Annotated in this window: 14 protein-coding genes; 7 read left to right on the forward strand and 7 right to left on the reverse strand. The window is 71.5% G+C overall.

Features of this window, described 5'->3' with window-relative positions:
• Positions 1-234: 234 nt before the first annotated feature.
• Complete coding sequence (locus IEY33_RS16505) at positions 235-1,428, forward strand: aminotransferase class I/II-fold pyridoxal phosphate-dependent enzyme (protein WP_188964394.1); 1,194 nt, start codon at positions 235-237, stop codon at positions 1,426-1,428.
• Positions 1,429-1,727: 299 nt separating this feature from the next.
• Here IEY33_RS16505 and IEY33_RS16510 read toward each other — a convergent pair whose 3' ends face one another.
• Together IEY33_RS16510 and IEY33_RS16515 are read right to left on the reverse strand one after the other, a co-directional pair.
• Entirely contained in the window at positions 1,728-2,234 is a 507-nt protein-coding gene (locus IEY33_RS16510; RefSeq protein ID WP_229671106.1) for a macro domain-containing protein, read from the reverse strand.
• A 195-nt stretch (positions 2,235-2,429) separates the two neighbouring features.
• A complete protein-coding gene (locus IEY33_RS16515) occupies positions 2,430-2,819 on the reverse strand; it encodes a hypothetical protein (protein ID WP_188964395.1) in 390 nt (129 codons plus the stop codon).
• A 108-nt stretch (positions 2,820-2,927) separates the two neighbouring features.
• On the opposite strand from IEY33_RS16515, the gene IEY33_RS16520 reads away from it, so the two are divergent.
• From IEY33_RS16520 to IEY33_RS16530, 3 genes are all read left to right on the forward strand, one after another.
• The gene (locus IEY33_RS16520) at positions 2,928-3,638 is read left to right on the forward strand and encodes a carbonic anhydrase (RefSeq protein ID WP_188964396.1); all 711 of its coding nucleotides are present in this window, start codon (positions 2,928-2,930) and stop codon (positions 3,636-3,638) included.
• Between the two features lie 124 nt (positions 3,639-3,762).
• Positions 3,763-5,265 (forward strand): potassium/proton antiporter, encoded by a 1,503-nt coding sequence (locus IEY33_RS16525; protein ID WP_188964397.1) that lies wholly within the window; start codon positions 3,763-3,765, stop codon positions 5,263-5,265.
• Positions 5,266-5,323: 58 nt separating this feature from the next.
• The gene (locus tag IEY33_RS16530; protein WP_188964398.1) at positions 5,324-5,722 is read left to right on the forward strand and encodes a Fur family transcriptional regulator; all 399 of its coding nucleotides are present in this window, start codon (positions 5,324-5,326) and stop codon (positions 5,720-5,722) included.
• 87 nt (positions 5,723-5,809) lie between these two features.
• On the opposite strand, the gene IEY33_RS16535 is transcribed toward IEY33_RS16530, so the two are convergent.
• The 4 genes from IEY33_RS16535 to IEY33_RS16550 form a co-directional block, all read right to left on the reverse strand.
• Positions 5,810-6,490: a molybdenum cofactor biosynthesis protein MoaE gene (locus tag IEY33_RS16535; RefSeq protein ID WP_188964399.1), complete on the reverse strand. Its 681-nt coding sequence runs from the start codon at positions 6,488-6,490 to the stop codon at positions 5,810-5,812.
• A gap of 66 nt (positions 6,491-6,556) precedes the next feature.
• Positions 6,557-7,075 (reverse strand): DinB family protein, encoded by a 519-nt coding sequence (locus IEY33_RS16540; RefSeq protein WP_188964400.1) that lies wholly within the window; start codon positions 7,073-7,075, stop codon positions 6,557-6,559.
• Entirely contained in the window at positions 7,072-8,103 is a 1,032-nt protein-coding gene (locus IEY33_RS16545) for a tRNA dihydrouridine synthase (protein ID WP_188964401.1), read from the reverse strand. Before IEY33_RS16545 ends, IEY33_RS16540 begins: the two co-directional genes overlap by 4 nt.
• 59 nt (positions 8,104-8,162) lie before the next feature.
• Entirely contained in the window at positions 8,163-9,395 is a 1,233-nt protein-coding gene (locus IEY33_RS16550; RefSeq protein WP_188964402.1) for an MFS transporter, read from the reverse strand.
• 217 nt (positions 9,396-9,612) lie between these two features.
• Here IEY33_RS16550 and IEY33_RS16555 point away from each other — a divergent pair, with 217 nt between their 5' ends.
• The 3 genes from IEY33_RS16555 to IEY33_RS16565 all read left to right on the forward strand — a co-directional run bounded on the left by IEY33_RS16555 (position 9,613) and on the right by IEY33_RS16565 (position 10,689).
• Complete coding sequence (locus IEY33_RS16555; protein ID WP_188964403.1) at positions 9,613-9,960, forward strand: hypothetical protein; 348 nt, start codon at positions 9,613-9,615, stop codon at positions 9,958-9,960.
• A gap of 103 nt (positions 9,961-10,063) precedes the next feature.
• Positions 10,064-10,273 carry a hypothetical protein gene (locus tag IEY33_RS16560; RefSeq protein ID WP_188964404.1) on the forward strand — a complete coding sequence of 70 codons (210 nt, stop codon included), beginning with the start codon at positions 10,064-10,066 and terminating at the stop codon, positions 10,271-10,273.
• A gap of 104 nt (positions 10,274-10,377) precedes the next feature.
• Entirely contained in the window at positions 10,378-10,689 is a 312-nt protein-coding gene (locus IEY33_RS16565) for a DUF421 domain-containing protein (protein ID WP_188964405.1), read from the forward strand.
• Positions 10,690-10,851: 162 nt separating this feature from the next.
• Here IEY33_RS16565 and IEY33_RS16570 read toward each other — a convergent pair whose 3' ends face one another.
• A complete protein-coding gene (locus tag IEY33_RS16570) occupies positions 10,852-11,208 on the reverse strand; it encodes a 2Fe-2S iron-sulfur cluster-binding protein (RefSeq protein ID WP_188964406.1) in 357 nt (118 codons plus the stop codon).
• Positions 11,209-11,331 lie beyond the last annotated feature (123 nt).

The raw sequence follows: 11,331 nt of genomic DNA on the forward strand, positions 1-11,331 counted from the left end.
TGTGGGCATGGCCGTTTTTGACGATGCGGACGGCGCCGCAATGCGGACACGTAAGCTCGTTCATGGTTCATTGAACCACTGTCGTGCCCAAGAGTCCACGACCATTCGAATGCATGAGTTGACGCCGGGTGCATACCGCGCTATATTCTCTGTATCACCGCCTGAAAGGGCGGTTTTTTCGTCCCGTCTCACCGGGTGCGGGCCTGCCGTGCGGCCCTCTGCTACCCTCAGGGCATGACGACCCTGCGGACCGGCTGGACTTCATGGCGCGCGGCGGCCGTGCCGGGCAGCGTGTTCACCCTCATGAACGCCGCCGTGGCGCAGGCCCGCGCGGCCGGGCACGGCATCATCGACCTCTCGATCGGCTCGTCGGACGGCACGCCGCCCGCCGCCGCGCTGGACGCCGTGCGGAGCGCCGCGGACCGGCCGGACACGTACCGTTACCCGCTGTTCAGCGACACGGCCCCGCTGCGCGAGGCGGCCGCGCAGTACATGCGGCGGCGCTTCGGAGTGACGCTCGACCCGGTCACGCAGGTCCTGCCGCTCATCGGGGCGCAGGAGGGCCTCGCTCACCTGCTGCTCGCCACCACCGACCCCGGCGACACCCTGCTGATGCCGGACCCGTGCTACCCGCCCTACTACGGCGCGGCGGCCGTGGCGGGCCTGCAGGTGGTGCCGCTCCCGCTGCACGCCGAGCACGCGTTCCTGCCGGTGCTGGCGGACGTGCCTGCGGGCGTGCACCCGCGCGCCCTGCTGCTGAACTACCCGAACAACCCCACGAGCGCCGTGGCGACCCGCGCGTTCTTCGAGCAGGCCGCGCACTGGTGCCGTGAACGCGGCACGCTGCTCGTCCACGACCACCCGTACGCGGAACTGACGTACCCGGCGCCCGGCGAGGACGACCTCGCCCCGAGCGCGCTGCAGGCGACGGACGACACGTTCGGCGGGGTGGTGGAGCTGCACAGCCTGTCGAAATCGCATCACATGGGCGGGTTCCGGGTGGGGTTCGCGGTGGGTGACGCGGACGTGATCGCAGCCCTCGCGCGCGTGAAGGGCGCCGTGGACTTCCACCCGTGGCTGGGCATTCAGGCGGCAGCCACGGCGGCGCTCGGGACGGTGCCGGGCGGCCTGCAGGTGTTCCGGGAGCGGCGGGACGCGCTGGTGCCCGCCCTGCACGCGCTCGGCTGGGACGTGCGCTGGCCGCAGGCGAGCATGTACGTGTGGGCGCGTCCCAGGCAGGGCGGCGCGGACCTCGCGGACAGCGTGTCGTTCGCGGTGCGGGCCGCGCGCGAGACGGGCGTGGCCGTGTCGCCGGGCCGCGCCTTCGGGCAGATGGGGGAGGGGTACGTCCGATTCGCGCTCGTGCAGCCCCCGGAAGTGCTGCGTGAGGCCGTGGAGCGCCTCTCCCGCGTCCCCCTCATGCCCTGAGACGAAACCCGTCCGGGACTCCTTCCTGAAGTGACATGGACGCGGCGCGGAACCGTCCCCTCCGCTGCTCGCGGCCGGGCGGCGGCTCCGCATTCCGCCCGGCCGAACTTCAAGCGTTCAGCTCCATCCGGGAGGACCTGCACTTGGCACGTCATGGACCGGGCGGATGTGCCCGGCCCGTCCATCCCTGGGTGCCGCGCCCCCCGGCCCGGCCACCCCGCCCCCTGCTCCCCTTCCTTCCAGCGCGTGTGTCCCCCGCCCGACCTCCAGCGGTCCTCCCGAGCGTACGGGGGCGGGCGTTACTGGGGTGTTCCGTGCCCGTCCGTGCGCGTTCCGGCGTCCTGCCCGGCCGCCCGGTCCGCGCGCAGGAACACGTTCAGGGCGCCCCGGTCGTACAGCACCACCCGCACCCGCAGGTCCGGCCTGCCCTGCAGGAAGGCCCGTACGGCCTGCACCGTCACCTGCGCCGCCAGCGGCAGCGGGTACCCGTACACGCCCGTGCTGATGGCCGGGAACGCCACGCTGCCGCACCCGGCCTGCACCGTCAGCTCCAGGCTGCGGCGGTACGCGCCTGCCAGCAGGACCGCCTCGTTGGCCGTGCCGCCCCGCCAGATGGGGCCGACCGCGTGCACGACGTGCTGCACGCCCTGCCGGGACAGGTCGAAGGCGGGCGTGATGACGGCCGACCCCGGCTCGCAGTGCCGGATGGCGCGGATGGCGCGCAGCAGCTCCGGCCCCGCCGCGCGGTGAATGACGCCGTCCACGCCGCCCCCGCCCGCCAGCTGCGCGTTCGCGGCCGTCACGATGACCTGATACGGATTCCGGTCAACCAGTTATGAAGTAACTGGTTGACCCGACTGGAAGGAGGAGGAAAGGACAGGTTCCGGGAAAGGAGTTAGAAAAATGGTGGGGTGCCATTTTTATAACGGATTGGACGGAATCCGTGTGGGTCGTCTGTGCGGCGATGTCGCCCTGCACGATCTCCAGCGTGCCGTCTGCCGTCACGGGGCGGTCTTCTGTTCCAGCACGAGGCTCACGACTTCCTTCACTTCGGCGAGGCCCTGCAGGCGTTCGCCGTCCAGGTCGCCCGCGCGGGCGAGCGCTTCGGCCTTGCGTTTGTCGATGCTGGCCACTTCCAGTGTCGCCGCGTCCCCGAACACCTCCCGGAACCGCGCGACCGGGTACTCCAGCCGCCGCGAGCGTTTCAGGGTGGCGCGGTAGATGTCCGTCTCGACCCGCTGGCCGTCCAGCAGGGCCGCCTTGATGACGGCCCCCAGTTCCTCCCGTTCGGCCTCCAGGCCCTGAATGGTGTCGCGCAGCGTCGCGTAGCGGTCGAACAGGTCCTGCAGGTCCGGGCCGTCCGGCGTGAGGGGTGCGGAGGGAGTGTCCATGCCGTCAGTCTAGAGCGCGCCTTCCCGTCCTGTCCGGCGCGCACCGTCCGGCGGGCGCTGTCCAGCGGACCGGTGATGCGGGGCGCGCCGCTCCCGTACAATCGCCCCATGAGCGACACACCGCCCGACTACGAGACGCGCATTCTGGACGCCATCCGCCGCGGCGCGAGCATGGTGGACATCGCGGGCCTCAAGCCTGCCCGCGTGAACAGTCCCGGCGAGGCGATCCGGGCCCTCAAGGACGGCAACGCCCGCTTCTTCTCCAACCAGGCGTCCCGGCCGGAACTCGGCGCGAACGAACGCCGCGCGCAGATCATGGGGCAGACGCCCTTCGCGGTGGTCCTGGCGTGCAGCGACAGCCGCGTGCCGGTGGAGCTGGTGTTCGACCAGGGGTTCGGGGACCTGTTCGTGGTGCGTGTCGCGGGGAACGTGGTGGGCGAGGCGGGCCTCGGCACGGTCGAGTACGCGGTCCGGCACCTGAACGTGAACCTCGTGATGGTGATGGGGCACGAGGGCTGCGGCGCCGTGCAGGCCGCCATGATGCCCGAGGAGGAGATCGCGCAGGAGCCCGACGCGCTCCAGCAGCTCATCCGGCGCATCCAGCCGAGTCTGGAGGGCCTGCCCGTCATCCGGGACCGCAAGGCACGCATGCGGGAAGCGGTGCTGAACAACGTCCGGCACCAGGCGGCCGCGCTGCGCGCCCAGCCGGTGGTGCGCGACGCCGAGGCGAGCGGGCAGATCCGCGTGATCGGCGGCTTCTACGAGATCGGGTCGGGCGCCGTGGACTTCCTGACGGACGAGGACGACCTGCGCCCCTGACCCCTGGCGGCGCGGGCGTCACGGCGGGCCGCGCGGCACCATTACGGCCCGCCGTGCATGGCACCATGAACCATGACCTGCGCCCGTCCCCGCACCCGCTGCCGGCCAGCCGCAGCGCCCGCACATGCCTGAAGCGCACCGCACCGAACTGTACCTGCTGGTGGCGGGCGTCCTGCTGCTCGTCAGCATCGTGGGCAGCAAGGCCTCCGGCCGGATCGGCGTGCCGAGCCTGCTGCTGTTCCTGGGGGTCGGCATGCTCGCCGGGTCGGACGGGCCGGGCGGCATCGTGTTCAGCAACTACGGGCTCGCGCAGAGCATCGGCACGCTCGCCCTGGCCCTGATCCTCTTCCGGGGCGGGCTCGGCACGAGCTGGACCGAGGTGCGGCCCGTGCTGGGCAGCGGTGTGTCGCTCGCGACGCTCGGCGTGCTGCTCACCACGGCCCTCATGGGCGCCTTCGCGCACGCCGTGTTCGGCCTGCCGTGGCTGCCCGCCCTGCTGCTCGGCGCGGTCGTGAGCAGCACCGACGCGTCCGCCGTGTTCACGGTCCTGCAGGAACGCCGCCTGGGCCTGCACGGGCAGATCACGCCGCTGCTGGAACTGGAGTCCGGCGGGAACGACCCGATGGCGGTGTTCCTCACGCTCGGCCTGACGGGCCTGATCCTGCACCCGGAGCAGAGCGTGTGGACGCTCCTGCCGTTCTTCCTGAAGCAGATGCTGATCGGCGCGCTCGTCGGCTGGGTGCTGGGCCGCGCGTCCCTGTGGGCCCTGAACCGCCTCAGCCTGCAGTTCGAGGGGCTGTACTCCGTCATGACCATCGCGCTCGCGCTCGTGGTGTTCGGCGCGGCCGGACAGCTGGGCGGCAGCGGCTTCCTCGCCGTGTACCTCGCGGGCCTCGTGCTCGGCAACGCCGACTTCATCCACAAGCGCTCCCTCACGCAGTTCCACGACGGGTTCTCGTGGCTCATGCAGATCGGGATGTTCCTCACGCTGGGCCTGCTCGTCAACCCGCGCGAACTGCTCCCCACCGCCGGACTGGCCCTGTCGTGCGCGCTGTTCCTGATGTTCGTCGCGCGGCCCGTCAGCGTGTACCTGAGCCTCGCCTTCTCGCACATGCCGCGCCGCGACCGCGGCATGGTCGCCTGGGTGGGCCTGCGCGGCGCGGTCCCCATCGTGCTCGCCACGTTCCCGCTCCTGGCGGGCGTCAGCGGCGCGCAGACGCTGTTCAACGTGGTGTTCTTCATCGTGGTGAGCAGCGTGCTGCTGCAGGGCACCACCCTGCGGCACGTGGCGCGCCTGCTGCGCGTGCACGGCGACCTGCCGCGCCAGCCGACCTTTCCGCTCACGTACCTTCCCACCGGGTACGACCGCACCAAGATGGCCGAAGTGGACGTCGCGCCCGGCAGTGCCGCCGACACGCGCCGCATCGTGGACCTGCGCCTCCCGCCCGACGCGCTCGTGATCCTCATTCACCGCGACGGGCAGTACCTCATCCCGCGCGGCGCGACGCACCTGCACCGCGGCGACAGCGTGCTGGTCCTGGCGGGCGGCGACGACCTGCGGCAGGTCCGGCACCTGTTCGGTCAGCCGGACGCCCCAGTGCCCACCCCCGGCACGCTCCCCACCTGACGCGCCCTTCAGGAAGCGGTGTCACAAGTCCGTCAGCTCACTTTGCTAGACTGCTCTCATGACGATGGTCCGCAACACCCGCCAGCGTCAGGCCGTCGTTCAGGCCCTGCGCGAAACCCACACCCACCCGGACGCCGCCTGGATTCACGGGCAGGTGCGCGCCACGCTGCCCAGCATCAGCCTCGGCACCGTGTACCGCACCCTGGACGCCCTCGTGCGGGACGGCGTCGTCATGACCATCGAACGCGCCGGGCAGGCCACCCGCTACGACTACAAGCACGAGGGGCACGGCCACCACCACGTCGTGTGCCGCACCTGCGGCGCCATCTACGACATTCCCGCAGAGGCCGTCCCCATGCCCGCCAGCGGCCTCCCACAGGGCTTCCAGGTGCAGGACGTGCGACTGGAATACCACGGCGTCTGCACCGACTGCACCCGCGCCGAGAAACGCGGCTGAGAGCGGCACACCCTGAACGGGAGAGAGCGGGGCGGTCACCGGGTGTGCCGCCCCGCTCTCACGTTCCCGCCCTGTCCCGCACGCCGTTCAGAGCGTGCCGCTGCTCGTCTGGCCCTTCACCCAGTGCTCGCCGTCCTCATCGCCCTCCAGCTTCCAGACGGGCAGCACGACCTTCAGGTGCTCGATCAGGAAATCGCACGCTTCGAGCGCCGCGCGGCGGTGCGGGCTGCCCACCCCGATCAGGATGCTGACCTCGCCGGGCGTGAGGCGGCCCGTGCGGTGCTGCACGTACACGCCGAGCTCCTCGCCGTGCCGCGCGCGGGCCTGCGCGGCGGCGTCGCGCATCACGCGTTCCGCCATGGGCGCGTACCCCTCGTACTCGATGAAGTCCACGACCTTCCCGAGGTTCGGTGAGCGGACCGTGCCCACGAAGTACGCCTGCGCGCCGTACGCGGGCCGCACCAGGAAGTCGCTCGCGCGCTCCAGGCGCAGTTCGCGGTCCGTGACCTGCACGAACTCGGTGGGCGCGTCCTCCGACCCGCCCGCGACGGGCGGCAGGAACGCGACCTCGTCGCCGTCCTGCACGGCCGCGTCCGGGTCGGCGTACACCTCGTTCACGGCGACCATGCAGCCGCGCAGGTTCAGGCTGTACTGCGCTTCCAGCTGCGCGGCCACGGCGCGGACGGTGGGCGGCACGGGCAGCGGCAGGCTCAGCTGCTCCAGGCCCGCCTCGCGCTTCAGGCGGGCAAACAACACGACCTTCAACATGCCTGGAGGCTAGCATGCGCGCCCGCCCGTCACGGAGACAGGGCGCGGGCAGCGCGGCTGTGCGCGTCAGGCGGGCGAGTGCGGGCGCGCGAAACGCAGGTAGTCCAGCCACGGCGGCGTGTGACCCAGCATGCGGATGAGCAGCACGATCTGCGCCGTGTGCCGCACCTCGTGCGTCATGACGTTCCACATCAGCTGGTCGAGCGTGACGGTGCTCTCGCCGGGATCGTCCTTGATGAGCGGCACGTCGGCGCTCAGGTCCGGGCCGGACGCCAGGAACTTCAGGGTTTCGGCCTGCACGCTGCGGCTGTACTCCAGAATCCAGTTCAGGTCGTACTGGCTGGCGTTCGGGACGCTCCACTCGTGCCGGAAGTCCTGCGCGTGGTAACCGCGCACGTCGCGGGCCACGCCGTGCACCCAGTGGTCCTCGAAATCCATCACGTGCAGCAGCAGGTCCTTGATGTTCCGGAAGCGTTCCCCTTCAATCAGGTCACGGTTCAGGTCATCGGCGGGCAGCGCACGCAGAAAGTTCCAGAGCTGCTCACGGGCAGCGCACAGGTAGTCGTAATAGTCGGGAACATTCATGGCCTGCTCTCATCATACCCCGAAGTGGACGGCATGAACGGCGCACCTGCCAGCTCCCCCGCCGGTCCCGCCCCGGCGTCCTCCGCCAGCGGCGTGCCGGTCAGGCGCGTGAGGGCCTCACGGGCGTCCTGCACGGTGGAGCACCCCACCAGCGCCTCCCGCCACTCCGGACGGTGCGCGAAGTACCGGGGCAGCACCTTGCGCATCTGCAGCAGGCCGCGCCGCTCGCCGTACCACGCGGCATTCAGGACCGTGTGCCGCAGGGCCGCGCGTGCCCGGTCGGCGTCGCCCGGCTCGCGGTCCAGTGTGCCGTTCGCCTGCGCGAACAGCCACGGGTTCCCGACCGCGCCGCGCCCCACCATGACGGCCGCCACGCCGCTCCGCTGCCGCAGGCGCAGCGTGGCGAGGTCCGTCACGTCGCCGCTCCCCACCACCGGGACCGGCACGGCCGCCGCCACCTGCGCCACGGCGTCCCAGTCGGCTGTGCCCGTGTACCGCTGCGCGCTCGTCCGGCCGTGCACCGTGATGAGGCTCGCCCCGGCTGCCGCGAGACCCTGCGCGATCTCCACCGCCCGCACCCGGTCGTACCCGAGGCGGATCTTGGCGCTCACGTCCACCGGCACGGCCGCCCGCATGGCGCTCACCAGCGCGTACGCCACCTCCGGCGTGAGCAGCAGGCACGCGCCGCCCTTCCCCTTGATCTTCGGGACGGGGCAGCCCATGTTCAGGTCCACTGCCGACGCGCCGAACCACGACACGGCCCGCCGCGCGCCCTCCGCCAGGATGTCCGGCTCCGCGCCGTACAGCTGCACCACGCGGTCCTGCTCGCCCGGGTACGGCCGACCGATCGTCAGGTCCGGCCCCTCGTTGCCGAGCACCAGACCGCGCGCACTGATCATCTCGGACACCGTCCACAGCGCCCCCTGCTCCGCCGACAACCGGCGCATGGGCGCGTCCGAGTACCCCGCCATCGGGGCGAGAACCGCGCCGGGACGGGCGAGCCTGCGGGCGTAGAAACCGGGCGTCATCCGGCCATGGTACCGCACTGCACGCCCGGCAAATGAGGCGCGGCGCCCACGGGGCCGCCCTACGCTGGCCCCTCGTCCTGCCGGACGTCCGCGGGCGGGCGCGCGCGCCGCATCACGGCCCGGCCCGGCCACAGGTAGTACCCCTCCACCAGCAGCAGGATGCCCGCCCCGCTCCAGAAGACGCCCGCCTGCCCGTACGCGGCCCACATCACGCCGCCCAGCACCGGCCCCACCGCGTTCCCGAGCGACTCGACGGCCATCACAGTGCCCCACGCGGCCGCGCGGTACTCGGGCGGCAGGGTGCGCCCCACCAGCCCGTTCCAGCCTGCGATGAACGCCCCGTACGCCAGGCCGAGCATCAGCGTCACGAGCGTCACGCGTCCCTCCAGGCCCGGGAAGCCCGCCAGCAGGAACGTCAGGGCCAGCAGCAGCAGGCCCGGCATGAGCGCCGCGCGTGGATGAAAGCGGTCCGCGAGCCGCCCGAAGGCCCACAGGGACGCTGCGCCCACCAGCACGCCCAGCAGCACCGGCACGAACAGCTGCGACAGGTGCAGGTTCAGGCGCTCCAGCAGCGGATAGAAGACCGTGGCGAGCAGGCCCGGCGCGGCCGACTGCGCCAGCGCCGCCGGAAGCAGCACCCCCACCCGCCCCCAGCGTTCCCGGAACGGCACGTGCCCAGGCCGGTCCTGCGGCGCGCCGCCCGGCACGGCCTGGGCCGACAGGTTCGCCCGGGGCAGGCGCAGCGTCAGCAGGGACGCCGCGACCGTCAGGGCGACCAGCTGCCCGCCCAGCAGCAGCGGGAACGCCGCGCCCGGCTGCCGCTGCATGAGCTGCCCCACCCCCAGCAGGCCCAGCACGATGGCCGGCACGACGCTCACCGACGTGACGCTCAGGGCGCGGCTCGTCATGCCGGGCCGCGCGAAGTGCTGCGAGGCCGCCATCACGCCCGGCCACAGTGCCGCGTAACACAGGCCCCACACGGTCGACACCAGCGCCAGCAGCGGCAGGCCCGGCGAGCGGTGCAGCAGCAGCAGCAGACCCAGCCCCAGCCCCGACCCGAGCAGCAGCACCCGCCCCAGCCCGTAGCGTTCCGTCAGGACGCCCACCGGCCCCTTCGCGAGCGCGTCCGCGAGGTAATGCACCCCAAAGATCAGCCCCACCGCGCCCGCACTGAGATGCAGTCCCGGCGCGACCAGCGGCAGGTACGACACCAGCAGGCCCGTCCGCACGAACTCGCTGCTCATCAGCAGCAGGATCAGGCGCAGCACGGTCCACGGTTGGCTCCAGGGCATCTGAAGGATTGTAGAGCCTGAGTCCTGAGGCGCGTGACCGGCCCCCGACCGCGCCCGCCCCGCCCGGACCTTTCCCCGGATGTGGAGTTTTGTGAAGACTTCGTAAGCTTCTTTCGTTCATACTGTCTTCATTCCGGGTGCGGGGGCACCCGACCCCACCTTCCATCCCACGGCCCACCGACAGGCGCGGGCCACGCACCGCCGGAGGATCAGCGACATGACCACCAGCCGCACCAGCCAACCCTTCGAGTTCCCGGGCGTCCTGACCCTCCCGCGCCGCGAACAGACGCCCGAAGGTCAACTGCACCGCTTCCGGTTCGACAACGGGTACGGCGCGCTCGTGATGCACAACGTCCGCCAGCCGCCCGAACAGGCCTTCGAGGTGTGCCTGATGGACTGCACGCGCGAACCGGCCCGCCCCACCTTCGAGCACCTGATCTGCCCGGAAGTGATGTTCGGCCTGTCGCGCGCCCAGGTGTCCGACCTGCTCGCCCGCGCCGAACGTCTCGCGCGCCACCCGCGCCTCACGCACTTCGACGACGCCCTGCTCGGCGAGGACTTCTGATCCGGTGTTGATCCGATTCCAGGGATGCCGGAAACAGCACCAGCAGCCCTGTCACCGGATCAATGCCGGATGACCCGCACCTGCCCTCCCGTACACTGAACACATGACCGTCCCCCCGCCGGACACGGCCTTCCTGCGCCGCCGCAACGCGCTGTGGCAGGACCTCCGGGCCGCCACGCCCGGCACACCCGCCTTCGAGCGGCTCCTCACGCAGCTGTCCGACCTGATCCGCTGGGACCGCGCCCGCATCCTCGCGGGCCTGGGCCTGCCGGACGAACCGCTCCCGCCGATACCGGAGGGCGCCGCGCCGTGAGCGCGAACCTGCGTCCCTCCGGCGGGCAGCGCCTGTGGCTCAGGGACGCCCCGCCGCTGTTCCTGCTGGAGATCGCGTTCCGGACAGCCGTGATGTTCCTGTAGGTGCCGCTGCTGCGCCTGACCGGCAAGCGCGGCCTGGGCCAGCTGAGCGCCGTGAAACTCGCCATCGTGATCGCGCTCGGCTCGGCCGTCGGCGACCCCATGTTCTACACGGAGGTGCCGCTGCTGCACGCCATGCTCGTCACGGCGCCTGTGGTGGGCCTGCAGCGCGGCCTGTCGCTGCTGATGGTGCGCAGCGAACGCGCTGAGACCTTCGTGGAGGGCACGCCCACCAACGTGGTGCGGGACGGCCGCATCAGCCTGAGCGGCTGCGCGGGCACCGGCATGAGCACCGAGGACCTCATCCGGTTTTGATCCGATTCCAGGGATGCCGGACACAGCAAAGGCATCCCTTCTTGGGCAGAACAGCACCCTGCAGGACGTACAGGACGCCTGCCCGCTTCCATCTCCTCCAGACCGGACTTGTTGGCACTCGCTTCGCTCAGCTGAACTCTAGAAGTTCAGCTCGAAACCGGGTCAGACCCAGACGGGGTCCGGCTCGATCTGCTCGGCGGGCGCCTTCCCGGCCTCCAGGCCCGTGCCGCTCTCCGTCTGCAGCGGCGTGAGCGTCATGTCATGGTCGCACAGGATCTGGCAGGAGAGGCGCGCGGTGCCGAGCAGGTCCTTCTCCTGCAGCTTGTCGCGTTCGGCGACCGTCATGCGTTCCGGTTCGCCCGCCTCGAACTTTACGCGGCAGGTGGTGCAGCGCGCCGCGCCGCCGCAGCGGTGCAGGATGCCGGTCCCGCCGCGTTCCAGCGCCAGCACCAGGCGTTCGCCCTCGTGCGCTTCGATGCGGATGGGGGAGGGGAGGCCGGTCACGGTCACGGTGGGCATGTCAGGAGTATACGGCTCGCCCCGCGCGCACTCGTACGGTGTTGATCCGATTCCAGGGATGCCGGACACAGCAAAGGCATCCCTTCTTGGGCAGAACAGCGCCCATGAGCAGGAGAGGACGCC

The organism is Deinococcus aquiradiocola (genome assembly GCF_014646915.1).
In the GTDB taxonomy this organism is placed as follows: Bacteria; Deinococcota; Deinococci; order Deinococcales; family Deinococcaceae; genus Deinococcus; species Deinococcus aquiradiocola.